24 protein-coding genes are annotated in these 26104 nt (G+C 69.5%); 7 read left to right on the forward strand and 17 right to left on the reverse strand.

Features of this window, described 5'->3' with window-relative positions; all coding sequences use genetic code 11:
- Positions 1-36: 36 nt before the first annotated feature.
- The 7 genes from QTI17_RS14420 to ruvC are packed head-to-tail and all read left to right on the forward strand — an operon-like array spanning position 37 to position 6988.
- Entirely contained in the window at positions 37-2094 is a 2058-nt protein-coding gene (locus QTI17_RS14420; protein WP_286533942.1) for a ribonuclease catalytic domain-containing protein, read from the forward strand.
- Positions 2091-2948, forward strand: a complete 858-nt coding sequence (locus tag QTI17_RS14425; protein WP_286533943.1) for an energy transducer TonB — start codon at positions 2091-2093, stop codon at positions 2946-2948. The genes QTI17_RS14420 and QTI17_RS14425 overlap by 4 nt, the downstream gene beginning before the upstream one ends.
- A gap of 10 nt (positions 2949-2958) precedes the next feature.
- Positions 2959-3804: a shikimate dehydrogenase gene (gene aroE / locus QTI17_RS14430; RefSeq protein WP_286533944.1), complete on the forward strand. Its 846-nt coding sequence runs from the start codon at positions 2959-2961 to the stop codon at positions 3802-3804.
- Positions 3801-4550 carry a transglycosylase domain-containing protein gene (locus tag QTI17_RS14435; RefSeq protein ID WP_286533946.1) on the forward strand — a complete coding sequence of 250 codons (750 nt, stop codon included), beginning with the start codon at positions 3801-3803 and terminating at the stop codon, positions 4548-4550. Before aroE ends, QTI17_RS14435 begins: the two co-directional genes overlap by 4 nt.
- Positions 4551-4577: 27 nt before the next feature.
- Positions 4578-5369, forward strand: coding sequence for a lysophospholipid acyltransferase family protein (locus QTI17_RS14440; RefSeq protein ID WP_286534397.1), 792 nt, complete (start codon positions 4578-4580; stop codon positions 5367-5369).
- A complete protein-coding gene (locus QTI17_RS14445; RefSeq protein WP_286533948.1) occupies positions 5370-6434 on the forward strand; it encodes a phosphatidate cytidylyltransferase in 1065 nt (354 codons plus the stop codon). It begins immediately after the preceding gene.
- A gap of 5 nt (positions 6435-6439) precedes the next feature.
- Complete coding sequence (gene ruvC, locus QTI17_RS14450; RefSeq protein WP_286533949.1) at positions 6440-6988, forward strand: crossover junction endodeoxyribonuclease RuvC; 549 nt, start codon at positions 6440-6442, stop codon at positions 6986-6988.
- A gap of 125 nt (positions 6989-7113) precedes the next feature.
- Here the strand turns inward: ruvC and QTI17_RS14455 are convergent, their stop codons facing one another.
- From QTI17_RS14455 to mraZ, 17 genes are all read right to left on the reverse strand, one after another.
- Positions 7114-7290 (reverse strand): hypothetical protein, encoded by a 177-nt coding sequence (locus QTI17_RS14455; protein ID WP_286504600.1) that lies wholly within the window; start codon positions 7288-7290, stop codon positions 7114-7116.
- A 13-nt stretch (positions 7291-7303) separates the two neighbouring features.
- Positions 7304-8227, reverse strand: a complete 924-nt coding sequence (gene lpxC / locus QTI17_RS14460; protein ID WP_286533950.1) for a UDP-3-O-acyl-N-acetylglucosamine deacetylase — start codon at positions 8225-8227, stop codon at positions 7304-7306.
- A 205-nt stretch (positions 8228-8432) separates the two neighbouring features.
- The gene (gene ftsZ / locus QTI17_RS14465; RefSeq protein ID WP_286523849.1) at positions 8433-9638 is read right to left on the reverse strand and encodes a cell division protein FtsZ; all 1206 of its coding nucleotides are present in this window, start codon (positions 9636-9638) and stop codon (positions 8433-8435) included.
- Between the two features lie 163 nt (positions 9639-9801).
- Positions 9802-11031 carry a cell division protein FtsA gene (gene ftsA, locus QTI17_RS14470; RefSeq protein WP_286368870.1) on the reverse strand — a complete coding sequence of 410 codons (1230 nt, stop codon included), beginning with the start codon at positions 11029-11031 and terminating at the stop codon, positions 9802-9804.
- A 22-nt stretch (positions 11032-11053) separates the two neighbouring features.
- Positions 11054-11836, reverse strand: coding sequence for a cell division protein FtsQ/DivIB (locus QTI17_RS14475; protein ID WP_286533951.1), 783 nt, complete (start codon positions 11834-11836; stop codon positions 11054-11056).
- Complete coding sequence (locus QTI17_RS14480) at positions 11836-12810, reverse strand: D-alanine--D-alanine ligase (protein WP_503011060.1); 975 nt, start codon at positions 12808-12810, stop codon at positions 11836-11838. The genes QTI17_RS14475 and QTI17_RS14480 overlap by 1 nt, the downstream gene beginning before the upstream one ends.
- Positions 12811-12815: 5 nt before the next feature.
- Positions 12816-14267 carry a UDP-N-acetylmuramate--L-alanine ligase gene (gene murC / locus QTI17_RS14485; protein WP_286523855.1) on the reverse strand — a complete coding sequence of 484 codons (1452 nt, stop codon included), beginning with the start codon at positions 14265-14267 and terminating at the stop codon, positions 12816-12818.
- Entirely contained in the window at positions 14264-15325 is a 1062-nt protein-coding gene (gene murG / locus QTI17_RS14490; protein ID WP_286533954.1) for an undecaprenyldiphospho-muramoylpentapeptide beta-N-acetylglucosaminyltransferase, read from the reverse strand. The genes murC and murG overlap by 4 nt, the downstream gene beginning before the upstream one ends.
- Positions 15322-16614: a putative lipid II flippase FtsW gene (gene ftsW, locus QTI17_RS14495; protein ID WP_286533955.1), complete on the reverse strand. Its 1293-nt coding sequence runs from the start codon at positions 16612-16614 to the stop codon at positions 15322-15324. The genes murG and ftsW overlap by 4 nt, the downstream gene beginning before the upstream one ends.
- The gene (murD, locus tag QTI17_RS14500; protein ID WP_286533956.1) at positions 16611-18332 is read right to left on the reverse strand and encodes a UDP-N-acetylmuramoyl-L-alanine--D-glutamate ligase; all 1722 of its coding nucleotides are present in this window, start codon (positions 18330-18332) and stop codon (positions 16611-16613) included. The genes ftsW and murD overlap by 4 nt, the downstream gene beginning before the upstream one ends.
- 4 nt (positions 18333-18336) lie before the next feature.
- Positions 18337-19515 (reverse strand): phospho-N-acetylmuramoyl-pentapeptide-transferase, encoded by a 1179-nt coding sequence (mraY, locus tag QTI17_RS14505; protein ID WP_286523864.1) that lies wholly within the window; start codon positions 19513-19515, stop codon positions 18337-18339.
- A 54-nt stretch (positions 19516-19569) separates the two neighbouring features.
- Entirely contained in the window at positions 19570-21021 is a 1452-nt protein-coding gene (locus tag QTI17_RS14510) for a UDP-N-acetylmuramoyl-tripeptide--D-alanyl-D-alanine ligase (RefSeq protein WP_286533957.1), read from the reverse strand.
- Complete coding sequence (locus tag QTI17_RS14515) at positions 21018-22526, reverse strand: UDP-N-acetylmuramoyl-L-alanyl-D-glutamate--2,6-diaminopimelate ligase (protein ID WP_503011052.1); 1509 nt, start codon at positions 22524-22526, stop codon at positions 21018-21020. The genes QTI17_RS14510 and QTI17_RS14515 overlap by 4 nt, the downstream gene beginning before the upstream one ends.
- Positions 22526-24274, reverse strand: coding sequence for a peptidoglycan D,D-transpeptidase FtsI family protein (locus QTI17_RS14520; RefSeq protein WP_286533958.1), 1749 nt, complete (start codon positions 24272-24274; stop codon positions 22526-22528). Before QTI17_RS14520 ends, QTI17_RS14515 begins: the two co-directional genes overlap by 1 nt.
- Positions 24274-24615, reverse strand: coding sequence for a cell division protein FtsL (gene ftsL / locus QTI17_RS14525; RefSeq protein ID WP_286533960.1), 342 nt, complete (start codon positions 24613-24615; stop codon positions 24274-24276). Before ftsL ends, QTI17_RS14520 begins: the two co-directional genes overlap by 1 nt.
- A gap of 1 nt (position 24616) precedes the next feature.
- The gene (gene rsmH, locus QTI17_RS14530) at positions 24617-25543 is read right to left on the reverse strand and encodes a 16S rRNA (cytosine(1402)-N(4))-methyltransferase RsmH (protein ID WP_286533961.1); all 927 of its coding nucleotides are present in this window, start codon (positions 25541-25543) and stop codon (positions 24617-24619) included.
- 8 nt (positions 25544-25551) lie between these two features.
- Positions 25552-25980 (reverse strand): division/cell wall cluster transcriptional repressor MraZ, encoded by a 429-nt coding sequence (mraZ, locus tag QTI17_RS14535; protein WP_286523971.1) that lies wholly within the window; start codon positions 25978-25980, stop codon positions 25552-25554.
- Between the last annotated feature and the right edge of the window lie 124 nt (positions 25981-26104).

Genomic DNA, 26104 nt, shown 5'->3' on the forward strand with positions numbered 1-26104 from the left:
GCGGCCTGCGCCGCTGCGCATGGGAGAATCCGCGCCATGTTTGTATTGTTCGAAGAAGCCGGCAAATACCTGGGCGGCCGCGTCCTGTCGGAGGCCGAAGCCTCGGCCCAGGTCGAGCTCGAGACCGGCAAGCGGGTCAAGGTCAAGAGCGCCAATATCGTGCTGCGCTTCGAGAAGCCGGCGCCGGCCGAGCTGATCGCCGAGGGCCGCGCGCTCGCCGCCACGGTCGACCTCGACCTCGCCTGGGAATTCGCGCCCGAGGGCGAATTCGGCTTCGACGAGCTGGCCACCGAGTATTTCCAGGCCCGTCCGACGCTGGTCCAGCAGGCCGCGGCGCTGCTGGCCCTGTTCGACGCCCCGCACTACTTCCGCCGTGCCGGCAAGGGCCGCTTCAAGAAGGCGCCGGCCGAGATCATCCAGCAGGCGCTGGCCGCGATCGAGAAGAAGAAGCTGGTGCAGGCCCAGATCGCCGAATGGGCGGGCCAGCTGGCCGCGGGCGAATGCCCGGCGCCGGTGCGCGAGCAGCTGTTCAAGATCCTGTTCAAGCCGGACAAGAACGCGCCCGAATACAAGGCGGTCGTCGACGCCGCCCGCGCCACCCAGCGCCCGCCGCTCGAGCTGCTGAAACAGGCCGGCGCAATCGACTCGGCCTACCAGTTCCACTGGCGCCGCTTCCTGTTCGAGAACTTTCCGAAAGGCACCGGCTTCCCGGCGCTGCAGGCGCCGGCGATCGCCGACGAACTGCCGCTGGCGGCCGTGCAGGCCTTCTCGATCGACGATTCGCAGACCACCGAGATCGACGACGCCCTGTCGGTCCAGGGGCTCGGCAGCGGCACCGTGGTGGTCGGCATCCACATCGCGGCGCCCGGGCTGGCCCTGGTGCCGGGCAGCGCCATCGACCAAGTGGCGCGCGCGCGCATGTCGACGGTCTACATGCCGGGCCACAAGATCACGATGCTGCCCGACCACGTGGTCGAGGCCTACACGCTGCAGGAAGGGCGCGACTGCCCGGCCGTCTCGCTCTACGCCACTTTCGACGAAGAGACGCTGGCGCTCAAAGGCACCGAGACCCGGCTCGAACGGGTGCCGATCGTCGCCAACCTGCGCCATGACCAGCTCGACGCGGTGATCAACCAGGAGTGGCTGGAAGACGCCTCCGTCGGCGCCGCGGAAACGCCGGCGGCGCTGGCGCCGCTGCGCGCGCCGCTGTCCTTCCTGTTCCGCCTGGCGAAGCAGCTGAAGGCACAGCGCGAGGTGGCGCGCGGCAAGCCCGAGAACTTCAGCCGGCCCGACTACACCTTCCGCCTGCTCGGCAACGAGGGCGAGCCGACCGGCAGCGAGCAGGTGCAGATCGGCACCCGCCAGCGCGGCGCGCCGCTCGACCTGATCGTCTCCGAGGCGATGATCCTGGCCAACAGCAGCTGGGGCGGATGGCTCGGCGAGCTCGGCGTGCCCGGCCTCTACCGCAGCCAGGCCAGCCTGGCGCCCGGCATCAAGGTGCGGATGGGCACGCGGGCACTGCCGCACGCGGGCCTCGGCGTGAAGAGCTACGCCTGGAGCACCTCGCCGCTGCGCCGCTACACCGACCTCGTGAACCAGTGGCAGATCATCGCGGCGGCGCGCCACGGCAAGACCGCCGCGCTGGCGGCGCCGTTCAAGCCCAAGGACGCCGACCTGTTCTCGATCCTCTCGGGCTTCGATGCCGCCTACAGCACCTACAACGGCCACCAGGGCGGCATGGAACGCTTCTGGACCCTCAAGTACCTGCAGCAGGAAGGCATCACCGAGCTCGAGGCCACCCTCATCAAGGAACTGCCGAACGGCGCCCTGGCCCGGGCCGACCAGCTGCCGCTGGTGTTCGAGGTGACCGGCACGCAAGGCCTGCAGCGCGGCGCGCGGGTGCGGGTGCGGCTCGGCGAGATCGACGAGATCGCGCTCGACGTCCATGGCACGGTCATCGAACGGCTCGATGCCGCACCGGCCGACGCCGCCACGGACGACAGCGGCGAGGACGAGGAAGAAGTCGCCGGGCCGATCGCCATCGCGGTCGACCTCGCCGACAGCGAGGCCGCTCCGGAGAACGCACCGGTATGAACCTGCGCGACCTCAGCACGCTGCAGATCGCGCTCGGCCTGTCGGTCGCCGCGCATGCCGCCTTGCTGGCGGTCCGCTTCGTCGACCCGGAGTCCTTCAACCGGGTCTTCCAGGAGACGCCGCTCGAGGTGATCCTGGTCAACGCCCGGACCAACGAGCGGCCCGACAAGGCCCGCGCGATCGCCCAGGCCTCGCTGGCAGGCGGCGGCGACCTCGACCGCGGACGCGCCACCAGCCCGCTGCCGCCCTCCACCTTCACCGCCATCGGCGATTCGATGGAAGACGCCCAGCGCCAGGTCGAAGCCATGCAGCAGCAGCAGATGCTGCTGCTGGCCCAGATCAAGCAGCAGCTCGCCAGCATGCCGCTGCCCGATCCGCGCGCCAAGGGCAACCCCAGCGAGAGCGCGGCACGCGAAGAAAAACGGCGCCAGCTGGTCGAGCTGCTGGCCGAGATCGAGCGCCGCGTCAACGAAGAGAATGCGCGGCCCAAGAAGCGCTACATCAGCCCGGCCACGCGCGAGGCGGCCTACGCGGCCTATGTCGACGCGCTGCGCCGCAAGATCGAGGTGCGCGGCACCGAGAACTTCCCCGAATCGGCGGGCAAGAAGCTCTACGGCGAGCTGACGATGATGGTGACCGTCAACCACGACGGCACGATCCTCGCGACCGACATCGTCGAGGGCTCGGGCGACCGCACGCTCGACCGCCGCGCCCAGGCGATCGTTCGCAGCATCGGCAGCTTCGGCAAGTTCACCGATGCGATGCGGCGCCAGACCGACCAGATCGTGCTGCCGTCGCGCTTCAAGTTCACCCGCGACGAGACGCTGGAGACCCAGCTGTCGTCCAGACAATGAGCGACTGACGATGACCGACCTGTATTGCGTGATGGGCCACCCGGTCGAACACAGCCGCTCGCCCTGGATCCATGCCCGCTTCGCCGAGCTGACCGGGCAGCAGCTGGAATACGGCCGCCGCCTCGCGCCGCTGGACGACTTCGCCGGCGCGGTGGCGGCGTTCCGCGCCCAGACCACGGGCACGGCGCGCGGCTGCAACGTGACGGTGCCGTTCAAGTTCGAGGCCGCGGCGCTGTCGCAGCACCTGACGCCGCGCGCGGCGCTGGCCCAGGCGGTCAACGTGCTGAGCTTCCGCGACGACGGCGTGCACGGCGACAACAGCGACGGCATCGGGCTGGTCAACGACCTCCGGGTCCACGCGGGCGTCGCGCTGGCGGACAGCGAGCTGCTGCTGCTGGGCGCAGGCGGCGGCAGCGCGGGCGTGCTGGGGCCGCTGCTCGAAGCCGGACCGCGCCGGGTCGTGGTGGCGAACCGCACCCTGTCCAAGGCGATCGCCCTGGTGCAGCGGCATGCGGCGCTGGCCTTGCAGCATGGGGTCACGCTCGAGGCGCAGGCGCTCGACAGCGTGCCGGGCCGCTTCGACGTGCTGGTGAACGCGACCGCGTCGAGCCTGTCCGGCGGCGAGGTGCCGGTGCCGGCCAGCGTGCTGAAGCCCGGAGCGCTCGCGGTCGACATGATGTATGGCGCCGCCGCAGCAGGCTTCATGGACTGGGCCCGCGTCCACGGCGCGGTGCCGCGCGACGGCCTCGGCATGCTGGTGGAGCAGGCCGCCGAGGCCTTCGAGATCTGGCGCGGCGTGCGGCCGCCGACCGCCCCGGTGCTGGCCGAGCTGCGCGCCCTCGTCGAGGCCAAGTGATCGCCGCCCTGCGCTGGCTCGGCTGCGTGCTGATCGCGGCCTTCGCGCTGCAGCTCTTCTTCATCCTCCGGATCGCCGCGATGGCGGTGATCGATCCGCAGTCGACGACCTTCCAGCGCTCCGAGGCCTGGCAGCTCGCCACCCAAGGGCGCAGCAACGGCGAGCGCGAATGGCGGCAGCAGTGGGTGCCCTACAGCCGGATCTCCGACAGCCTCAAGCGCGCCGTGATCGCCAGCGAGGACAGCGAGTTCATCTACCACCAGGGCGTGGAGTGGGAGGCCATCGAGCGGGCCCGGCAACGCAATGCCAAGGCCGAGGAGATCGCCGCCAGGCGCGCCGCCCAGATGCGCGCGCGCGGCAAGGAACCGCGCCCGGCGCCCTTGCGCGGCGGCTCGACCATCACGCAGCAGTTGGCCAAGAACCTGCTGCTGTCGAGCGAGCGCACGATGCTGCGCAAGGGCCAGGAACTGGTGCTGGCCACCGCGCTCGAGACCTTTCTGAGCAAGGAGCGGATCCTCGAGATCTACCTCAACAACGTCGAATGGGGCGAAGGCATCTTCGGTGCCGAGGCGGCGGCGCAGCACTATTTCAAGAAGCCCGCGGCACGCCTCGGCGTCAACGAGGCGGCCCGGCTGGCCGTGATGCTGCCGAGCCCCAAGTTCTTCGAGCGCCGGCAGGGGTCGGGCTATCTCGCGAGCCGCACGGCGACGATCGCCGCGCGCATGCCGGCGGCGGAATTGCCCTGAGGACGGCCCCGTATCATCGGGACCATGTTGCTTGCAAAGTTCACGGGGTGGGGATTGCTGGGCCTGATCCGGCTGCTCACCGGCGCCCAGGCGCGCTGGTGGGGCTGCCCGCCCAAGGCCGAGCAGCGCATCTACTTCGCCAACCACCAGAGCCATCTCGACCTCGTGATGATCTGGGCTGCCCTGCCCGAGGAACTGCGCGGCATCACGCGGCCGATCGCGGCGCGCGACTACTGGGCCAACACGCCCTTCAAGCGCTGGATCACGACCGAGGTGTTCCACGCGATCTATGTCGAGCGCGGCGGCGGCGCGCCGGTGGTGCCGCCGGCACCGCCCGAGCCACCGCCCGCGGTCCGTATCGAACCCTCGCTCGACGAGGCGCCCGCCGCATTCGCCGCGGCCGAGCCCGCCGGCGCGCAGTTCGAGATTCCGCTGTCGCAGCCGGCCCCCGAACCGGAGCCTTCGCCGCTCGCGCCGCCGGGCAGCGCCGAAGCGCTGGCGCCGCTGCAGCCGCTGATCGAAGCCCTGCAGGGCGGCTACTCGATCATCATCTTTCCCGAGGGCACGCGCGGCCACACGGGTGAACCGCAGAAATTCAAGTCGGGGCTGTTCACGCTGGCCCAGATGTTCCCCGAGGTCGTGCTGGTGCCGGCCTGGATCGACAACGTGCAGCGCGTGATGCCCAAGGGCGAGGTGGTGCCGGTGCCGATCCTGTGTTCGGTCACCTTCGGCGCGCCGATCAAGCTCGAAGAGGGCGAGGAACGCCGGCCCTTTCTCGACCGGGCGCGCGAGGCCGTGGTGGCGCTGCGGAACGTCTAGATGAACAACTACCTGCGCAGCCTTTCCCCGACGCACCAGGTCGCGGCCCTGTTCGTCATTGTCTTTGGCCTGCTGTTCATCGTCAGTACCGTCGCCTTCCTGCTGAGCTTCAGGGAGCGCCGCAACCCGGTCCACGACGAGATCTGGCAGCGCGAACTGCGGCATTTCCGCGCGCTGCTGAGCACCACCTGGTTCATGGTGGTGGTGTTCTGGGTCGGCTGGGCCCTGGGCGAACGGGTGGCGACCCTGCTGTTCGCACTGATCGCCTTCCTGGCGCTGCGCGAGTTCATCACGCTCTCGCCGACCCGGCGCGGCGACCATCGCAGCCTGATCCTGGCTTTCTTCGTGGTGCTGCCGATCCAGTTCTGGCTGGTGGCGACCGCCCACTTCGACCTCTTCACGGTGTTCATTCCGGTCTACGTGTTCCTCGCCATTCCGGTCGTGAGCGCGCTGGCCGACGACCCGAGCCACTTCCTCGAGCGCAACGCCAAGCTGCAGTGGGGCATCATGGTCTGCGTCTACGGCATGAGCCACGTGCCGGCCCTGCTGCTTCTGTCCTTTCCGGGCTACGAGGGCAAGAGCGCCTTCCTGGTCTTTTTCCTGGTGATCGTGGTCCAGAGCTGCATGTTGGTGCAGCACCTGGTGTCGCGGCGCAAGGCGATGCCGGACGAGGGCGCGCCGGCACCCGAGCGCCTGCCGGGCCTGCTGGGCGCGATCCGGTACCGGCTGTTCATGCAGCCGCCCTTCGCCCCGAACGTCAGCCGCAGCTTCAACTGGACCAGCTGGGCGCTCGGCATGGCGATCGCGGGCGTGGTCGGCGGCCTGTTCTCGTTCATCACGCCGTTCAAGTTCGGCCAGGCCTTCGCGATGTCGCTGATCGCCTGCGTGGCCGGCTCGATGGGCCATCTCGTGATGAAGGCGCTCAAGCGCGATCGCGGCATTCCGAACTGGGGCCGGCGCGGCGTCGGCGTGACCGGTGCCAACGGCCTGCTCGACCGGGTCGATGCGCTGTGTTTCGCGGCGCCCGTTTTCTTCCACGCCGTGCGCTGGTACTTCCAGGTGTGACGCCCATGCGCATCCTCGGCATCGACCCCGGACTGCAGACCACCGGCTTCGGCGTGGTCGACGTCGACGGCCACGCGCTGCGCTATGTCGCCAGCGGCACCATCAGCACCCGCCACCTCGGCACCGGCGAGCTGCCGGCGCGGCTGAAGGTGCTGTTCGACGGCATCGGCGAACTGGCGGCGCGCTACCAGCCCGACGCGGCCGCGGTCGAGATCGTCTTCGTCAACGTCAATCCGCAGTCCACGCTGCTGCTGGGCCAGGCCCGCGGCGCCTGCCTCACGGCCCTGGTGACCCGCGATCTCGCGGTGTCGGAATACACGGCACTGCAGATGAAGCAGGCCGTGGCGGGCCACGGGCGGGCCGCCAAGGCGCAGGTCCAGGAGATGGTCAAGCGGCTGCTTCATCTGCCGGGGCTGCCGGGCAGCGATGCGGCCGACGCACTCGGCATCGCGATCACGCATGCCCACGTGGGCGCGTCGCTGGCGCGGCTCGGGCAGGCGACCGTGCTGGGGCGCAGCACGAGTGGGCGTTATCGGGACGGCCGGACGCGCTGAGATCTAATCAGTTGAGGACAGAGCAAAAACTGCTGCGCAGTTTCTTGGTCTGTCCCGCAAGGTCTCACGAGGTCGAGGACAGAGCAAAAACTGCTGCGCAGTTTCTTGGTCTGTCCCGCAAGGTCTCAGAAAGCCCGCTCCGCGATCAGCACCGCAAAGAAGCCGAAGGCCGCCAGCAAGGTCCACTTGAGCACGATCCAGCCGAAGCGCCGGTACTTGAGCTGCCCGGTGCCGGCATAGAACGCGAACGAGACACCGGCCGCCAGCAACAGCAGCAGGATGGCCCAGCGGAACAGAAGCATCGGCGCCGCCGCGCTACCAGGCGCGCGCGACTTCGGCGAAGCCGGACGGGGCCCGCTTCTCGTCGTCGAAGGTCACGACCTCGTAGGCATCCGGATGGGCGAGCAGCTCGCGCAGCAGCTTGTTGTTGAGCGCATGGCCGGAGCGAAAGGCGCTGTAGGCGGCCAGCAGGGGCCGCCCGATGACGTACAGGTCGCCCATCGCGTCGAGGATCTTGTGCTTGACGAATTCGTCGTCGTAGCGCAGCCCGCCGGCATTGAGCACCTTGGTGTCGTCCATCACGATCGCGTTGTCGAGCCCGCCGCCGAGCGCCAGGCCCTTGGAGCGCATGTACTCGACTTCCTTGGTGAACCCGAAGGTGCGCGCGCGTGCGATGTCGCGGCTGTAGGAGCCGCTGCCGAGGTCGAACTCGACCCGCTGGCCGGTCGAGTTGACCACCCGGTGGTCGAAGTCGATCTCGAAACTGAGCTTGTAGCCGTGGTAGGGCTCGAGCCGCGCCCACTTGGCATCCGCGCCTTCGCCTTCGCGCACTTCGACCGGCTTGGTGACCCGGATGAAGCGCCGCGGCGCCGCCTGCGGCTGGATGCCCGCGCTCTGCAGCAGGAAGACGAAGGACGATGCCGAACCGTCGAGGATCGGCACCTCGTCGGCCGTGATGTCGATCAGCAGGTTGTCGATGCCCAGGCCGGCGCAGGCCGACATCAGGTGCTCGACGGTCTGGACCTTGGCGCCGCCCGCCGAGACGGTCGACGCCAGCCGGGTGTCGGTCACCGACTCGGCCGTCATCGCGATCTCGACCGGCTCCGGCAGGTCGACCCGGCGGAACACGATGCCGTGGTCGACCGGTGCCGGCCGCAAGGTGAGCTCGACCCGCTGGCCGCTGTGCAGCCCCACGCCAACGGCGCGGGTGATCGACTTGAGGGTTCGTTGGGACAGCACGGAGGGCATTTTAGAGGCGCGCGCCGTCCGCTGCGCCGCACGCCTCGCTATGTCCCCGATAGCCGTCATATGGGCCTATGCGGATTGATTGATGGTTCGAAAAGCGTAGCGAGCGCTCCGAGGTTGCGCCGAGAAGCGGAGCCGTACCTGGGTACGGCGAGCATCGCAGGCGCAAAATCGGGGCGCGCAGTAGCTTTGCGAACCATCAATCGGCCTGGCGGCGCAGGAAGGCCGGGATCTCGAAGTCGTCCATGCCGCCCGACGACAGCGCATCGACCTTGGCCGCGGCCATGGTGCGGTTGGTGCGCCACACGCTGGGCACCGCCATGCCGTCGTAGTTCGGCTGGCTGGCGGCGTGGCCGGTGCCGGTGCCGAGGGTCGGCACGGTGAACGCGATGTTGTCGGTGCCGGTGCGGATCACTTCGAGCGTCGGTGCCTGGCGGCGTGCATCCTGGCGCGACAGGCCGGTGGCCACCACGGTGACGCGCATCTCGTCGCCGAGGGCGTCGTCGTAGGCGGCGCCGTAGATCACGTGCGCGTCCGGCGATGCGTAGGCGCGGATGGTGTTCATCGCGAGCTTCGATTCGCTCAGCTTGAGCGAAGACTTCGAGGCCGTCACCAGCACCAGCACGCCCTTGGCGCCCGACAGGTCGATGCCTTCGAGCAGCGGGCAGGCCACGGCCTGCTCGGCGGCGATGCGGGCGCGGTCCGGGCCGCTGGCCGCAGCCGTGCCCATCATCGCCTTGCCGGGCTCGCCCATCACGGTGCGCACGTCTTCGAAGTCGACGTTGACGCCGCCGTATTCGTTGATGATCTCCGAGATGCCGCCGACCGCGTTCTTCAGCACGTCGTTGGCATGGGCGAAGGCCTCGTCCTGCGTCACGTCCTCGCCGAGCACGTCGAGCAGCTTCTCGTTGAGCACCACGATCAGCGAGTCGACGTTGGCCTCGAGCTCGGCCAGGCCCTGGTCGGCATTGGTCATCCGGCGGCCGCCTTCCCAGTCGAAGGGCTTGGTCACCACGCCCACCGTGAGGATGCCCATCTCCTTGGCGATGCGCGCGATCACGGGCGCCGCACCGGTGCCCGTGCCGCCGCCCATGCCGGCCGTGATGAACAGCATGTGCGCGCCGGCGATCGATTCGCGGATGTCGTCGATCGCGGCCTCGGCGGCGTCGCGGCCCTTCTCGGGCTTGCTGCCGGCGCCCAGGCCGTTGGTACCGAGCTGGATCGTCTTGTGGGCGTTGCTGCGCGACAGCGCCTGGGCGTCGGTGTTGGCGCAGACGAACTGCACCCCTTGCACGCCGCGCTCCATCATGTGGGCGACCGCGTTGCCGCCGCCGCCGCCGACGCCGATCACCTTGATCTGGGTGCCCTGGTTGAACTCTTCGATCTCGATCATTTCGATAGCCATTTTTCTGACTCCTTGAATTTGCAGTTGCCGTTTATTGATGAATGAATTTGTTGTGGGTATGCAGTTGAGCGCGGTCAGGGGCGGAGGTCCGGTTCGCCGCCATCGCTCGTTGAAATGCAGCGGGGGACTGCCCCGCGCCAGCCAGAGACGGTGGGGGGTCATGTCAGAAGTTCCCCACGATGAAGTCCTTGAAGCGCCCGAACGCGGTCTTGACCGAGCCGTTCTTCTGCGCCACCTTGAAGCCGCGCAGGCGCGCATAGCGGGCCTCCTCGAGCAGGCCCATGACGGTGGCGGCGCGCGGCTGCGCGACCATGTCCGACAGCGCGCTCGAATACTTCGGAATGCCGCGCCGCACCGGCTTCAGGAAGATGTCCTCGCCGAGCTCGACCATGCCCGGCATCACGGCGCTGCCGCCGGTCAGCACCACGCCCGAGGACAGCACTTCCTCGTAGCCCGACTCGCGCACCACCTGCTGCACCAGCGAGAAGATCTCCTCGATCCGCGGTTCGATCACGCCGGCCAGCGCCTGCTTGCTCAGCATCCGCGGGCCGCGGTCGCCCAGGCCCGGAACCTCGACCTGGGTGTCGGGGTCGGCCAGCAGCTGCTTGGCGTAGCCATTCTCGACCTTGATGTCCTCGGCGTCCTTGGTGGGCGTGCGCAGCGCCATCGCGATGTCGCTGGTGATCAGGTCGCCGGCGATCGGGATCACCGCCGTGTGGCGGATCGCGCCGTTGGTGAAGATCGCGACGTCGGTGGTGCCGGCGCCGATGTCGACCAGCACCACGCCGAGTTCGCGCTCGTCCTCGGTCAACACCGCCAGGCTGGAGGCCAGCGGGTTCAGCATCAGCTGGTCGACCTCGAGGCCGCAGCGGCGCACGCACTTGATGATGTTCTCGGCCGCGCTCTGGGCACCGGTCACGATGTGCACCTTGGCCTCCAGCCGCATGCCGCTCATGCCGATCGGCTCCTTGACGTCCTGGCCGTCGATCACGAACTCCTGCGGCTCGACCAGCAGCAGGCGCTGGTCGCTCGAGATGTTGATCGCGCGTGCCGTTTCCACCACGCGGGCGACGTCGGCCGGCGTGACTTCCTTGTCCTTCACCGCCACCATGCCGCTCGAATTGATGCCGCGGATGTGGCTGCCGGTGATCCCCGTGTAGACCCGGCTGATCTTGCAGTCGGCCATCAGCTCGGCCTCCTTGAGGGCCTGCTGGATGCTCTGCACGGTGGCGTCGATGTTGACCACCACCCCGCGCTTGAGCCCGTTGCTCGGCGCGATGCCGAGCCCGGCCAGCTTGAGCTCGCCGTTGGGCAGCACCTCGGCGACCACCGCCATCACCTTGGCGGTGCCGATGTCGAGGCCGACAACGAGATCTTTGTACTCTTTGGACATGTGCTTCCTCTGTTCGCTCTCTCTACTTTTTCTTCGGGTCGGCAACGACCGTCGTCACGCCACGCAACCGCAGCGCATAGCCCTCGTTGTGTCGCAGGTCGGCGCCCTCGACCGCCGCCACCGTGCGCCCGTACTGGCTCGCCACCGGCGTCACGGTGCGCAGGAAGCGCTCTGTGCGGGCCACCACCTCATCGCCCTGCCCGCGTCCGAGTTCGAGCACGGCGCCGGTGTCGAGCTGCGCCCGCCAGCTGCCGCGACCGGTCAGCGTGAGCTCGTCGATCGCGAGGTCGTAGGGCTTGAACAGCGGCGCCAGGACCCGGTACATGCCCAGCACCTGGCCGGCCTGCTCGGGCGGGCCGTCCAGCCGCGGCAGGTTGTCGTCGACCTCGGCCACGTTGGCTTCGAACACCTCGCCGAAGCCGTTGATCAGCTTCGAGCCGGCCTCGTCGCCCCAGTGCGCCACCGGCACGTGCTCGGTCAGCGTGGCGCGCAGCTTGTTCGGGAACTCGCGCCGCACCACCGCCTTGCGCACCCACGGCACCGACTCGAAGGCGGCGCGCGCGCGCGCCAGGTCGACCGTGAAGAAGTTGCCCGCCAGCTGCGGCGCCACGTTGGCGCGCAAGGTGACCGCGTTGTTGTGCGTGACCTCGCCATCGACCTTGATGCCGGCCAGCGGGAAGAAGGGTTGGCGCAGCACCCACCAGCCGCCCGCCGCCAGCAGCATGAGCGCGAACAGCGCGAACACGAGGGTCGCGAGCACGTTCATGAGCTTGACGTCGAAGGGGACGGAGATGCTGTCGGCCATCAGTTCGCCTCGCTGCGGTTCGGCGTTCCGGAATCGAGCGTGGCCGTCGCCAGCACGCGCAGGCAGAGGTCCTCGTAGGCGATGCCGGCGGCCCGCGCCGACATCGGCACCAGCGAGTGGCTGGTCATGCCGGGCGAGGTGTTCATCTCGAGCAGGAAGGGCTTGCGGTCGCTGGCCCGGATCATCAGGTCGGCGCGCCCCCAGCCACGGCAGCCGAGCTGGTGGTAGGCGGCCAGCGCGATGCGCCGGATCTCGTGCTCTTCGGCCTCGGGCAGGCCGCTCGGGCAGTGGTACTTGACGTCGTCGGTGAAGTACTTGTTCTGGTAGTCGTAGGCGCCCTCGGGCGCGGCGATGCGCACCACCGGCAGCGCCACGGCGTCGAGGCCGCTGCCCAGCAGGGCGCAGGTGACCTCTTCGCCCTCGATGAACTCCTCGCACAGCACGTCGGCGTCGTAGCGCACCGCCAGCGCCACCGCATCCTGCATCTGCGAATAGCCCTCGACCTTGGTCACGCCGATCGAGGAACCCTCGCGCGGCGGCTTCACGATCAGCGGCAGGCCCAGCACGTCGGGCACGGCGTTGATCTGCTCGCGGCTCTGCTGGTCGAAGGCCAGGCGCACATAGCGCGGCGTCGGCAGGCCGTCTGCCTGCCAGATGCGCTTGGTCATGACCTTGTCCATGGCCACGCTCGACGCCATGACGCCGGAACCGGTATAGGGAATGCCGAGCAATTCGAGCGCGCCCTGCACTGTGCCGTCCTCGCCGTGGCGTCCGTGCAGCGCGACGAAGCAGCGGGCGAAGCCCTCGCGCCTGAGTTCGGCCAGATCGCGATCGGCCGGATCGAAGGGGTGGGCATCGACGCCGCGCGAACGCAGCGCCTCCAGCACGCCGGTGCCCGACATGATGGAGATCTCGCGCTCGGCCGAGCTGCCGCCGAACAGCACCGCCACCTTGCCCAGGGCCTTGGATTCCACGACGCTCACAGCGCCCTCCCTTCGCGCGTGAAGCGCTCCGACTTCTGCGGCGCCAGGGCGCCGATCTCGACCACCTTGGCCGGCACGGCGCCGATCGATCCGGCGCCCATGCAGATCAGGACATCGCCATCGCGCGCGTTGTCCAGGATCGCCTGCGGCATTGCCGCGATCTCGTCGACGAACACCGGTTCGACCTTGCCCGCGACGCGCAGCGCACGCGCCAGCGAGCGGCCGTCGGCGGCCACGATCGGGGCCTCGCCGGCGGCGTAGACCTCGCCCAGCAGCACCGCGTCGGCCTGGCCGATGACCTTGACGAAATCCTCGAAGCAGTCCCGGGTGCGCGTGAAGCGGTGCGGCTGGAAGGCCAGCACCAGCCGCCGGCCCGGAAAGGCGCCGCGCGCCGCGGCGATGGTGGCCGCCATTTCGACCGGGTGGTGGCCGTAGTCGTCAATCAGCGTGAACTGACCCGGACGGCCGCCCGGCAGCGCCACTTCGCCATAGCGCTGGAAGCGCCGGCCCACGCCCTTGAAGTCGGCCAGGCCGCGCTGCACCGCTTCGTCGGGCACGCTGAGCTCGACCGCCACCGCGATCACCGCCAGCGCGTTGCGCACGTTGTGCTCGCCCGGCAGGTTCAGCACGATGTCGAGGTCGGGCAGCGTGACGCCGTTGCGGCGCTGGGCCGTGAAGTGCATCTGCGAACCCACCGCGCGCACGTTGACCGCGCGCACCTGGGCTTCCTCGCCGAAGCCGTAGCTGGTCACCGGGCAGGACACCTGGGTCACGACCTCGCGCACCGCCGGATCGTCGGTGCACAGGATCGCGACGCCATAGAAGGGCATGCGGTGCAGGAAGTCGACGAAGGCCTTCTTGAGCTTCGCGAAGTCGTGCCCGTAGGTCTCCATGTGGTCGGCGTCGATGTTCGTGACCACCGCCATCACCGGCAGCAGGTTCAGGAACGAGGCATCGGATTCATCGGCCTCGACCACGATGTAGTCGCCGCTGCCGAGCTGCGCATTGGCGCCGGCGCTGTTGAGCCGGCCGCCGATCACGAAGGTCGGATCGAAGCCGGCCGCGGCCAGCACGCTCGCCACCAGGCTGGTGGTGGTGGTCTTGCCGTGGGTGCCGGCGATCGCGATCCCCTGCTTGAGCCGCATCAGCTCGGCCAGCATCATGGCGCGCGGCACCACCGGGATGCGCTTCTCGCGCGCCGCCACCACCTCGGGGTTGTCGGCGTTGACCGCGGTCGATGTCACGACCGCGTCGGCGCCCGCGATGTGGGCCGCGTCATGGCCGACGAAGGTCGCGATGCCGAGGCTGGCCAGGCGCTTGAGGGTCGCGCTGTCGGCCAGGTCCGAGCCGGAGATCTTGTAGCCGAGGTTGAGCAGCACTTCGGCGATGCCGCTCATGCCCGAGCCGCCGACGCCGACGAAGTGGATGTGACGAATGGCGTGCTTCATTTGGCAAGCTCCTCGCAAGCGCGGACGACGTGGTCGACCGCTTCGGTTTTCTGCATCGACTTGGCCTTCATGGCGCGTTCGAGGAGCGCAGCGCGCCCGGTGTTCTGTAGCAATTCGGCCAGCAATTCGGGTGTCAGTTCGGTTTGTTGAACGAGCCAGCCACCGCCGGCGTCGACAAGGAAGCGGGCATTGGTGGTCTGGTGGTCGTCCACGGCGGAGGGAAATGGCACGAACAGCGCTGCTGCGCCGACGGCCGCGATTTCGGTGACGGTGCTGGCACCGGCACGGGCGACGACCAGGTCGGCGTCGGCATAGGCCTGCGCCGTGTCGTCGATGAAAGGAGTGAGTTGGCCGTCGACGCCGGCGGCGGCGTAGTTGGCCCGCAGTTCGTCGATCTGCTTGGCACCACTCTGGTGGGTGACCTGCGGCCGCTCGGCCGGGGCGATCAGGGCCAGCGCCTTCGGCACCACGGCGTTGAGCGCGCGGGCGCCGAGGCTGCCGCCGACCACCAGCAGCTTGAGCGGACCAGCGCGGCCTGCGAAGCGCGCAGCCGGCTCGCCCTGCTTCAGGAAGGCGGCGCGCAAGGGGTTGCCCACCCACTGCGCCTTCTTGATGACGTTCGGGAACGCCGTGAAGACGCGGTCGGCCACGCTCGCGAGCACCTTGTTGGCCAGGCCCGCGACCGAGTTCTGCTCGTGCAGCACCAGCGGCTTGCCGAGCAGCACGCTCATCATGCCGCCCGGGAAGGTGATGTAGCCGCCGAGGCCGACCACCACGTCGGGCTTGACGCGGCGCACCACGGCAATGCTCTGCAGGAAGGCGCGCAGCAGGCGCATGGGCAGCAAGGCCAGGGTCAACGGTCCCTTGCCGCGCACGCCGCCGAACTGCACCGGTTCGAAGGCGAAGCCGCGCGGCGGCACCAGCTTTTCTTCCATGCTGCCCGGCGCACCGAGCCAGTGGACACGCCAGCCGCGCTCGCGCAGGGCCTCGGCCACGGCCAGGCCCGGGAAGATGTGTCCTCCGGTCCCGCCCGCCATGACCAATGCCGTTCTGCTCATACGCGGCCTCCGCGCATGAGAACGCGGTTCTCGTAGTCGATCCGCAGCACCACGGCCAGCGCCACCACGTTCAACAGGATGGCCGACCCGCCGAAGCTCATCAGCGGCAGGGTCAGGCCCTTGGTCGGCAGCGCGCCGAGGTTCACCCCCATGTTGATGAAGGTCTGGAAGCCGATCCAGATGCCGATGCCCTGCGCCACCAGGCCCGAGAACACGCGGTCGAGCGCGATCGCCTGGCGGCCGATGTGCATGATCCGGCGCGTGAGCCAGAGGAACAGCGCGATCGCCAGCAGCACGCCGACCAGGCCGAACTCCTCGCCGATCACGGCCATCAGGAAGTCGGTGTGGGCCTCGGGCAGCCAGTGCAGCTTCTCGACGCTGCCGCCGAGGCCGACGCCGAAGACTTCGCCGCGGCCGATCGCGATCAGCGAGTGCGACAGCTGGTAGCCCTTGCCGAGCGCGTGCTCCTCGCTCCAGGGGTCGAGGTAGGCGAAGATCCGCTCGCGCCGCCAGGGGCTGGTCGCCACGATGGTGCTGAAGGCCACCACGACCAGCGCCGCGATGACGAAGAACATCCGCGCATTGACGCCGCCCAGGAACAGGATGCCCATGGCAATCACCGCGATCACCATGAAGGCACCCATGTCGGGCTCGGCCATCACCAGCATGCCGACCACCACCACCGCGATGCCCATCGGCAGCACGGCGCGGAAGAAGCGCTCCTTGATCTCCATCTTGCGCACCATGTAGCTGGCCGCATAGAGCACCATCGCGAGCTTGGCCAGCTCCGAGGGCTGGAAGCGCATGAAGCCCAGCGGCAGCCAGCGGCGGGCGCCGTTGACATTGATGCCGACGTGCGGCACCAGCACCGCCACCAGCAGCAGCAGCGAGGCGACGAAGAGCCAGGGCGCGGCGCGCTCCCAGGTCTTCATCGGCACCTGGAAGGCCAGCAGGCCGGCGATCGCGGCGATCACCAGCGAGGCCGCGTGGCGCGTGAGGAAGAAGGTCGGCGTGTACCCGGCGCGGGTGAAGCGCGGGCTGTCGGACAGCGCGATCGAGGCCGAATAGACCATCACCAAGCCCCAGGCCAGCAGCGCCACGGTGACCCAGACCAGGGCCTGGTCGAAGCCGAGCACGCGCACCGGGGCCGCCTTGGTCTGCGTCATGCCGGCGTTGCCGAGCCGCACCGGCAGGTGCATGGGCAGGGCATCGATGCCGCTCTTGGCACGGCTGAACCAGCCGCTGAAGCGGCCGGTCTTGTTGGACGTGGCGGCGCTCGCGCTGTTCATGACGCCTCCGACACGGGGTTCGACGGCAGATCGGCCAGCGCCTCGACGGCCTCGCAGAAGACCTGCGCACGGTGCGCGTAGTCGCGGAACATGTCGAAGCTGGCGCAGGCCGGCGACAGCAGCACGGCGTCGCCCGGGTGCGCGCGGCCGGCCGCCAGTGTCACGGCCTCGGCCAGCGAGGCGGCGCCCAGCAGCGGGATGCCGGTGGCCGCGAGGGCGGCCTCGATCAACGGCGCGTCGCGGCCGATCAGGATCACGGCGCGGGCGTACTGCGCCACCGGCGCGGCCAGCGGCGTGAAGTCCTGGCCCTTGCCCTCGCCGCCGAGGATCACCACCAGCCGGCGCTCCTCGCCGAGGCCCACCAGCGCGGCGACGGTGGCGCCGACATTGGTGCCCTTGCTGTCGTCGAAGTACTCGACGTCGCCGACGATCGCCACCGGCTCGACCCGGTGCGGCTCGCCGCGGTATTCGCGCAGCCCGTAGAGCATCGGCGCCAGCTGGCAGCCCGCGGCGGTGGCCAGTGCCAGCGCCGCCAGCGCGTTGAGCGCGTTGTGGCGGCCGCGGATGCGCAGCGCATCGGCCGGCATCAGGCGTTGGATGAAGATCTCTTCCTCCTCGACCGCGGCACCCCGCTTGCGTTTCTGGGTCTCGTCGGCTTCGAGCGCACGCACCAGCCAGGCCATGCCGTTGAGGCGCTCGATGCCGTAGTCCCCGGGCCGCAGCGGCATCGCCGCGCCGAAGGTGATGACGCTGCGCGCCACCTGGCCCCGCGCCAGCTTGACCGGCGCCGGCCGCATCGCCATGACGGCGGCATCCTCGCGGTTGAGCACCATCACACCCTTGCGGCCGAAGACGCGCGCCTTGGCCGCGGCGTAGGCGGCCATGTCGCCATGCCAGTCGAGGTGGTCCTGCGACAGGTTCAGCACGGTGGCGGCGGTCGGCTCGAAGTCCTGCACGCCGTCGAGCTGGAAGCTCGACAGCTCGAGCACCCAGACCTCGGGCAGGTCGTCGGCGTCGATCCGGGCCGACAGGGTGTCGAGCAGGGTCGGGCCGATGTTGCCGGCCACGGCGACGCTCTTGCCGGCGCGCTCGACCAATTGGCCGGTGAGCGCGGTCACGGTGGTCTTGCCGTTGGTGCCGGTGATGGCCAGCACCGCGGGCGTGTAGCCCTTGGGCGCCGGCGGCACGACCACCGGCTCGGCCAGCGGGGTGAACGAATCGTCGTCATCGTCGGGCAGCGCGGCGGCGGGTTCAGGTGCTTCGGCCGCCTCGGTCGTATCGGCCGCATCGGGCTCAACGACTTCGGGCGCGGGCTCCGCTTGCGCGGCCGGCTCCGGCGCCACGACCGCTTCGACCGCCTGCGCCTCTTCCACGATCCGCAGGTCCGCCAGCGCGCGCGCGAACAGGTCCAGCTCGCCCCCCACCGGCAGGCCCATCGCCCGGGCCGCATCGATCACCGGCGCCACCGACGCCGGCGACAGCCCCGGCGAGCGGTACACCGCGCGCACCGGCGTGCCTTCGACCAGCGCGGCCGTCAGCGGTCCGCCGACGAACACGGCGCCGGGCAGCTCGGCGCGCAGGGCCGCCAGCTGCGGCGGCGCCTCGCGGGTGTCGGCGACCGTGAGCACGGCGCCGTGGCGCGCGCACCAGCGCGCCATCGCCAGCCCGGACGCACCGAGGCCGAGGACGAGGACGTGGAGGTCTTTCAGATGCCGCATGGTGTCAACGCAGCTTCAGGCTGGACAGGCCGACCAGGCACAGCAGCATCGTGATGATCCAGAAGCGGACCACGACCTGGGTCTCGCGCCAGCCGCTCTTCTCGAAATGGTGGTGCAGCGGCGCCATCTTGAGCACCCGCCGGCCTTCGCCGAAGCGCTTCTTGGTGTACTTGAAGTACGTGACCTGGGCCATCACCGAGATCGCCTCGACCACGAAGATGCCGCCCATCACGAAGAACACGATCTCCTGGCGGACGATCACGGCGATGGTGCCGAGCGCGCCACCGAGCGCGAGCGCGCCGACGTCGCCCATGAAGACCTGCGCCGGATGGGTGTTGAACCACAGGAAGGCCAGGCCGGCGCCGGCCATGGCCGAGCAGAAGACCAGCAGCTCGCCGGAGCCCGGGATGTGCGGGAACAGCAGGTAGCGCGAATAGACCGCGCTGCCCGTGACATAGGCGAACACGCCGAGCGCCGAGCCGACCATGACGACCGGCATGATCGCCAGCCCGTCGAGGCCGTCGGTGAGGTTCACCGCGTTGCTGGCGCCGACGATCACCAGGTAGGTCAGGATCACGAAGCCGATGCCGCCGAGCGGATAGCTGACCTCCTTGAAGAAGGGCACCAGCAGGTTGATCTTGGGCGGAAAGTCGAGGTCGAAACCCGAGCGCACCCAGGCGTAGAACAGTTCGAGCACGCGCCAGTTGGAGCTCTCGGAGATGCTGAACAGCAGGTAGAAGCCGGCCACCAGCCCGACCACCGACTGCCAGAAGTACTTCTCGCGCGAACGCATGCCCTCGGGGTCCTTGCGCACCACCTTGCGCCAGTCGTCGACCCAGCCGATGGCGCCGAAGCCCAGCGTGACCCACAGCACGATCCAGACGAAGCGGTTCGAGAGGTCGAACCACAGCAAGGTCGAGAACGCGATCGAGAACAGCACCAGCACGCCGCCCATGGTCGGCGTGCCGCTCTTGGTCAGGTGCGTCTCCATGCCGTAGCTGCGCACCTGCTGTCCGATCTTGAGCGCCGTCAGGCGCCGGATCACGAAAGGACCGGCGGCCAGGCCGAGCAGCAGCGCGGTGAGCGAGGCCATGAGGGCGCGGAAGGTCAGGTACTGGAAGACCCGCAGGAAACCGAAATCCGGCGACAGGCTTTGCAGCCACAGGGCGAGGCTCAGCAGCATGGGCGGAACCTCGGCGCGAAATGGGGCATGGGTGAACGGGCCTCGATGCGCGACTCATGCGGCATGACCGGCCTCCTTGTCTTGTTGTTGTCGTGATTCGGCCCAGCCCGCGGCGGCGTGGACCACGCGCTCCATCTGCATGAAGCGCGAGCCCTTGACCAGCACGCTGCCGGCCAGCGGCAGCTGCGCCAGCACCGCGGCGTTGAGCGAATCGATGTCGTCGAAATGGCGGCCCGCGGCCGGGTCCTGGAAGGCGGCGATGCTGTGCGCCGATTCGCGGCCGAGCGCGTACACCGCGTCGATGCCGCGCTCGCGCGCCCGCTGGCCGACCTCGGCATGGAACTGCGGCCCCTGGTCGCCGACCTCGCCCATGTCGCCGATCACCAGCAGGCGCGGGCCCGGCAGCGCGGCGAGCACGTCGATCGCGGCCAGCATCGAATCGGGATTGGCGTTGTAGGTGTCGTCGACCAGGGTGATCGTCCGGCCGCCGGCCAGCCGCAGCGCGATCGCCCTGGAACGGCCCTTGACCGGCTCGAAGGCGGACAGCCCTTCGGCGATGCGGTCGAGCGACACGCCGCTGGCAAGCGCGCAGGCGATCGCCGCCAGCGCATTGATGACGTTGTGGCGGCCGGCGATGCCGAGCCTGAAGCGCAGCTCGCCCAGCGGCGTGCGGGCCTCGACCCGCCAGGCGCCGTCGGCCCAGTCGGCGGACCCCAGCGCGATGTCGGCACCGGCCTGGTCGCCGAAGCTCAGGCAGCGCCGGGACGCCGCCCGATGGGCGATCTCGCTCCACAGCGGCGCGAATTCGTCGGCGTGCGGGAAGACGGCCGTGCCTTGCGGCGGCAGGGCCTCGAAGACCGCCCCGTTCTCGCGCGCCACCGCCTCGACCGTGGCCATGAACTCCTGGTGCTCGCGCTGGGCGTTGTTGACCAGGGCGATGGTCGGCCGCGCGATCCGCGCCAGCCGCTCGATCTCGCCCGGGTGGTTCATGCCCAGCTCGACCACCGAGCGCTGGTGGCGGGCGCGCAGGCGCAGCAGGGTCAGCGGCACGCCGATCTCGTTGTTGAAGTTGCCGGCCGTGGCCAGCGCGCCCTCGCCGCAGGCGGCGCGCAGGATCGACGCGATCATCTGCGTCACGGTGGTCTTGCCGTTGCTGCCGGTGACCGCGATCAGCGGCAGGTCGAACTGAGCGCGCCAGCCCGCCGCCAGGGCGCCCAGTGCCACCAGGCTGTCCGCCACTTCGAGACCCGCCAGGCCGGCCGCCTCGAGCCCGCCATGGGCGATCGCGGCCACGGCGCCGCGCGCCCGGGCATCGCCCAGGAACTGGTTGGCGTCGAAGCGTTCGCCCTTCAGCGCGACGAACAGGTCGCCGGCCGCGAGGCTGCGGGTGTCGGTGTGGACGCGCAGGATCGGCGTCGCCGGATCGCCGACCAGCCGGGCGCCCGGGATCCAGGCCAGGGCCTGGCCGAGCGTCATCATGGGGGTCGCTGCCTGCGTGTCGGTCATCCACCGCTCCTTGCCGTGAGCGCATCGAGCGCATGCGCCCGGTCCGAGAACGCAATGCGCTCGTCGGCGATTTCCTGCCAGGCCTCGTGGCCGCGGCCGGCGAGCAGCACCACGTCTTCCGGGCGGGCCTGGGCCAGCGTCTCGGCGATCGCCCGGGCCCGGTCGGGCTCGACCTGCGCCGCTTCGGGGCGCGCCAGCCCGAGCAGGATCTGGCTGATGATGGCCGACGGCTTCTCGCTGCGCGGGTTGTCGCTGGTGACGACCACGCGGTCGGCCTGCGTCTCGGCCACGGCGGCCATCATCGGCCGCTTGGCGCTGTCGCGGTCGCCGCCGCAGCCGAACAGGCACCACAGCGCACCGCCGCGCTGGCGCGCCAGCGGCCGCAGGCCGGCCAGCGCCTTGTCGAGCGCATCGGGCGTGTGGGCATAGTCGACCACCGCCAGCGGCCGGCCGGGCAGGCTCAGGCGCTCCATGCGGCCCGGCACGCTGTCGAGCCCGGTGCAGGCCCGAACCGCCGCGTCGAGCGGCAGGCCGAGCGCCCGCAAGGCGCCGATCACGCCGAGCAGGTTGGCGACGTTGTACTGGCCGATCAGCGAGGTGGCCAGGCGCTGCGCCGGCGCACCGTCCTCGACCACCGTGAAGGTCAGCCCCTGGGCGTCGTAGCCGACGTCCTGCGCCATCAGCCGGGCCGGAGCGCCCGCGGCCGAGACCGTCCAGACATCGAGCGCGCCGACGCCCTGCTCGATCAGGCCGGCCACCAGCGAAGCGCCGTGGAGGTCGTCGATGTTGACCACCGCGGCGCGCAGGCCGGGCCAGCGGAACAGCTCGGCCTTGGCCTGCCAGTAGGCCTCCATGCTGCCGTGGTAGTCCAGGTGGTCCTGGGTGAAATTGGTGAACACCGCCACCGCGATCCGGCTGCCGTCGAGCCGGCGCTCGGCGATGCCGATCGACGAGGCCTCGATCGCGCAGGCGCCGAAGCCGCGCTCGACGAAGCCGCGCAGCTCGCGCTGCAGCATGACGGGGTCGGGCGTCGTGAGCCCGGTGTAGGTCAGATCGGGCGGCACGCCGATGCCCAGCGTGCCGACCACGGCGCAGGGCGAGCCCACCGCATCGGCGGCCTTGGACGACAGCGCCTGCGCCAGCCACCAGGCGGTCGAGGTCTTGCCGTTGGTGCCAGTGACGGCGATCAGGTCCAGGCTGGCCGAGGGGGTGTCGTAGTAGGCGGCCGCGATCGGGCCGGTCGCGGCCTTGAGGCCGGCGTAGGTGGCGATCGCCTCGCCCTCGAAGCCGAAGGCCGCGCTGCCCTCGTGCTCGACCAGGCAGGCCGAGGCGCCCTGGGCCAGCGCAGCGGCGACGAAGCGCCGGCCGTCGGTCGCCGCGCCGGGCCAGGCGATGAAGCCATCGCCGGCGCCGACCGCGCGGCTGTCGGCGTGCAGCGTGCCGCGCACGCGCGAACGCAGCCAGCGGGCGGCTTCGGCGGGGTTGTGCAACGTCGTCACGCCCATCAGAAGCTCTCTTCCACACCCTTGGTCACGACCAGGGGTTTGACTGCGAGATCGGGCGCCACGTTCATCATGCGCAGGGTCTGCTGCACGACTTCGCTGAACACCGGCGCCGCCACCAGGCCGCCGAAGTACTGGCCGGCGCTCGGCTCGTCGATCATCACCGCGACGATGATGCGCGGCTTCTCGATCGGCGCCATGCCGGTGAACCAGGCGCGGTACTTGTTGCTGGCATAGCCCTTGCCGACCTGCTTGTGCGCGGTGCCGGACTTGCCGCCGACCGAGTAGCCGACGGTCTGCGCCAGCGGCCCGGTGCCGCCCGGGCCGGCCGCCATCTGCAGCATCTTGCGCACCGCCAGCGCGTTCTGGGCCGAGAACACCTTGACGCCGACCGCCGGCTCGCTGCTCTTGAGGATGGTCGCCGGAATGATGTCGCCGTCGTGCGCGAACGCGGTGTACGAGTGCGCCATCTGGAACAGCGACGCCGACAGGCCGTAGCCGTAGGCCATGGTGGCCTGCTCGACCGGCTTCCACGACTTCCAGGGCCGCAGGCGGCCGGTGACGGCGCCCGGGAACTGGATCTGCGGCTTCTGGCCGTAGCCGAGCGCGGTATAGGTGTCCCACATCTCACGCGGCGTCATCCGCTGGGCGATCTTCAGCGCCCCGATGTTGCTCGACTTCTGGATCACGCCCTCGACCGTGAGCGCGCCGTAGTTGTGGGTGTCGCTGATCGTGAAGCCGCCGATGCTCATGCGGCCGGGCGCTGTCGGGATCACGGTCTGCGGTGTGACGCGGCCCGCCTCCAGCGCCATGCCGACGGTCACCGGCTTCATGGTCGAGCCGGGCTCGAAGACGTCGGTCAGGGCCCGGTTGCGCAGCTGTTCACCGGTCAGGTTCTGCCGCTTGTCGGGCACATAGCTCGGGTAGTTGGCCAGCGCCAGCACCTCGCCGGTGATGGCATCGAGAACCACCACGCTGCCGGCCTTGGCCTTGTGCATCGTCACGGCGTCGCGCAGCTTCTGATAGGCGAAGAACTGGACCTTGCTGTCGACACTGAGCTGGATGTCCTTGCCGTCCACCGGCGGCACCTGCTCGCCGACCCCCTCGACCACTCGGCCCAGGCGGTCCTTGATGACGCGCCGCGAGCCGGCCTTGCCGCCCAGGTCCTTGTTGAAGGCGAGTTCGATGCCTTCCTGGCCGTTGTCCTCGACATTGGTGAAGCCGACCACGTGCGCCGCCGCCTCACCCTCGGGGTACTGGCGCTTGTATTCCTTGCGCTGGTAGATGCCCTTGATGTTGAGCGCGGCGATCTGCTTGGCGATCGGTTCGTCGACCTGGCGCTTGACCCAGACGAAGGTCTTGTCCTCGTCCTCGAGCTTCTTGTCGAACTCCTTCTGCGGCATCTCGAGCAGCTTGGCCACCTGCCTGAGCTTGGCCTTGACCTCCGGGTCGTCGCGTTCGATGTCCTCGGGGATCGCCCAGATGCTCGGCGCCACCACGCTGGAGGCCAGCAGCAGGCCGTTGCGGTCGAGGATCCGGCCGCGGTTGGCCGGCAGCTCCAGCGTGCGGGTGAAGCGGACTTCGCCCTGGCGCTGGAAGAAGGCGTTGTCGAGCACCTGCACGTAGGCGGCGCGGGCGGCCAGCAGCGCGAAGCCGGCGGCGATCGCGGCGACGATGAACTTGCTGCGCCAGACCGGCGTCTTGCTCGCCAGCAGCGGGCTCGTGGTGTATTGGACGCTCCGGCGCGGCATCAGTGGGCTCCCTTCGACGGCGCGGCACGGCCGGGCGGCGTGGCGGGCGCAGGCGCCACCACGGCCGGGATCACGGTGCCGTCGGCGCGCACGTACTGCGTGATGGCCGGCGAGGTGGTGCGCATCTTGAGCTGCTCCTTGGCCAGTTTCTCGACCCGCAGCGGCGTCGCCTGCGCCCGTTTCTCGACCTGCAGCCGGTCGCGGTCGAGCTCGAGCCTGCGGGCCTCGAGTTCGATCCGGTGCAGCTCGGTGAAGAGCTGGCGCGACAGGTACTGCGTGTGGACGAGGTACATCGCCGAGCCCAGCACGGCGATCAGCAGCAGCAGGTTGAGGCGCGCCATGTCAGAGGCCCTCGCCGGTGCGCTCGGCCACGCGCAGGATCGCGCTGCGCGAGCGCGGGTTGCCCTCGACCTCGGCCTTCGAGGGCTTGACGCGCGCCAGGGCCTTGAGCTTCATCGCCTTCGGCGCCGCGAAGGGCGCGCGGCGGTCGTAGACCTCCTTCGAATGCTGGGCGATGAACTGCTTCACGATCCGGTCTTCCAGCGAATGGAAGCTGATCACGGCCAGGCGCCCCCCGGGCTGCAGCACGGCCAGGCTCGCCTCTAGCGCCTGTTGCAGCTCTTCAAGCTCGGCATTGATGAAAATCCGAAGAGCCTGAAATGTGCGCGTTGCAGGGTTCTGGCCCGGCTCGCGGGTTTTGACCGCGCCAGCCACGAGCTCGGCCAGCTCGGCGGTGGTTGAAACTGGGCCCCGTTCTTGTCGGCGAGCAACAATCGCCTTTGCAATCTGAACAGCAAACCGTTCTTCGCCATAGTCACGAATCACCTCCGCAATCTGTTGCTGCTCGGCTGTCGCCAGCCATTCGGAAACGCTCTCGCCGCGCGTGGTGTCCATGCGCATGTCGAGCGGTCCGTCGAAACGAAAAGAAAAACCCCGTGCGGGGTTGTCGATCTGGGGAGAGCTGACACCGAGGTCCATCAGCAGGCCTGCCACACTGGACCGCGGCAGTTCCCCCAGGTCCCTGAAGCCCTGGTGGCGGATGGAAAAACGCGCATCCTCGATGCGCGCTGCTTCGGCCACCGCTTCCGCGTCCTTGTCGAACGCGATCAGCCGGCCCGCGGGCCCGAGCCTCGCAAGGATCGCGCGGGCATGCCCCCCGCGTCCGAAGGTCGCGTCCACGTAGGTGCCCGCGGCCTCCGAGGCATCGGGGAAAAGTGCATCCACCGCTTCCTTCAACAAGACGGTGGTGTGGGTCCACGGCTGTTCCACTGCGCGCCTCAGAACGAGAAGTCCTGGAATACGTCCGGCATCTGGCCCTGGGTGGCCTCGGCCTCCTTGGCATCGTAGGTCGCCTTGTCCCAGAGTTCGAAGTGGTTGCCCATGCCGAGCAGCAGGGCATCGCGCGTGATGCCGGCGGCGGCGCGCAGTTCGGGCGAGACCAGCACGCGACCGGTGCCGTCCATCTCGACGTCCATCGCGTTGCCGAGGAAGACCCGCTTCCACCACTGCGCCGACATCGGCAGCGCGGCGATGCGCTCGCGGAACTTCTCCCACTCGGGACGCGGGAACAGCATCAGGCAGCCGTGCGGATGCTTGGTGAACGTCAGCTGGCCGCCGGCGGTCGCGCTCAGGACGTCACGATGCCGGGTCGGCACGGAGAGCCGCCCCTTGGCATCCAGACTGAGCGATGAAGCGCCTTGAAACACGACCACGAGACCCCGGTGGTGGGAATTGTCGCGAGGCCCGAATCAGGCCTTGCTCGACACTTTTTCCCACTTAACTGCACTTTTTTCCACTGTAGCAGGAAACGCCTACTCCGCAACCGGGGCT

This window comes from Variovorax sp. J31P179 (assembly GCF_030316985.1).
In the GTDB taxonomy this organism is placed as follows: Bacteria; Pseudomonadota; Gammaproteobacteria; order Burkholderiales; family Burkholderiaceae_C; genus Variovorax; species Variovorax ginsengisoli_B.

Bases quoted from the DNA above. Each gene is read 5' to 3' on its own strand.
- QTI17_RS14420 (WP_286533942.1), top strand. From the start codon at position 37: ATGTTTGTATTGTTCGAAGAAGCCGGCAAATACCTGGGCGGCCGCGTC.
- QTI17_RS14425 (WP_286533943.1), top strand. From the start codon at position 2,091: ATGAACCTGCGCGACCTCAGCACGCTGCAGATCGCGCTCGGCCTGTCG.
- aroE (WP_286533944.1), top strand. From the start codon at position 2,959: ATGACCGACCTGTATTGCGTGATGGGCCACCCGGTCGAACACAGCCGC.
- QTI17_RS14445 (WP_286533948.1), top strand. From the start codon at position 5,370: ATGAACAACTACCTGCGCAGCCTTTCCCCGACGCACCAGGTCGCGGCC.
- ruvC (WP_286533949.1), top strand. From the start codon at position 6,440: ATGCGCATCCTCGGCATCGACCCCGGACTGCAGACCACCGGCTTCGGC.
- QTI17_RS14455 (WP_286504600.1), bottom strand. From the start codon at position 7,290: ATGCTTCTGTTCCGCTGGGCCATCCTGCTGCTGTTGCTGGCGGCCGGT.
- ftsZ (WP_286523849.1), bottom strand. From the start codon at position 9,638: ATGGCTATCGAAATGATCGAGATCGAAGAGTTCAACCAGGGCACCCAG.
- ftsA (WP_286368870.1), bottom strand. From the start codon at position 11,031: ATGTCCAAAGAGTACAAAGATCTCGTTGTCGGCCTCGACATCGGCACC.
- QTI17_RS14475 (WP_286533951.1), bottom strand. From the start codon at position 11,836: ATGGCCGACAGCATCTCCGTCCCCTTCGACGTCAAGCTCATGAACGTG.
- murC (WP_286523855.1), bottom strand. From the start codon at position 14,267: ATGAAGCACGCCATTCGTCACATCCACTTCGTCGGCGTCGGCGGCTCG.
- murG (WP_286533954.1), bottom strand. From the start codon at position 15,325: ATGAGCAGAACGGCATTGGTCATGGCGGGCGGGACCGGAGGACACATC.
- ftsW (WP_286533955.1), bottom strand. From the start codon at position 16,614: ATGAACAGCGCGAGCGCCGCCACGTCCAACAAGACCGGCCGCTTCAGC.
- murD (WP_286533956.1), bottom strand. From the start codon at position 18,332: ATGCGGCATCTGAAAGACCTCCACGTCCTCGTCCTCGGCCTCGGTGCG.
- mraY (WP_286523864.1), bottom strand. From the start codon at position 19,515: ATGCTGCTGAGCCTCGCCCTGTGGCTGCAAAGCCTGTCGCCGGATTTC.
- QTI17_RS14510 (WP_286533957.1), bottom strand. From the start codon at position 21,021: ATGACCGACACGCAGGCAGCGACCCCCATGATGACGCTCGGCCAGGCC.
- QTI17_RS14515 (WP_503011052.1), bottom strand. From the start codon at position 22,526: ATGGGCGTGACGACGTTGCACAACCCCGCCGAAGCCGCCCGCTGGCTG.
- QTI17_RS14520 (WP_286533958.1), bottom strand. From the start codon at position 24,274: ATGCCGCGCCGGAGCGTCCAATACACCACGAGCCCGCTGCTGGCGAGC.
- ftsL (WP_286533960.1), bottom strand. From the start codon at position 24,615: ATGGCGCGCCTCAACCTGCTGCTGCTGATCGCCGTGCTGGGCTCGGCG.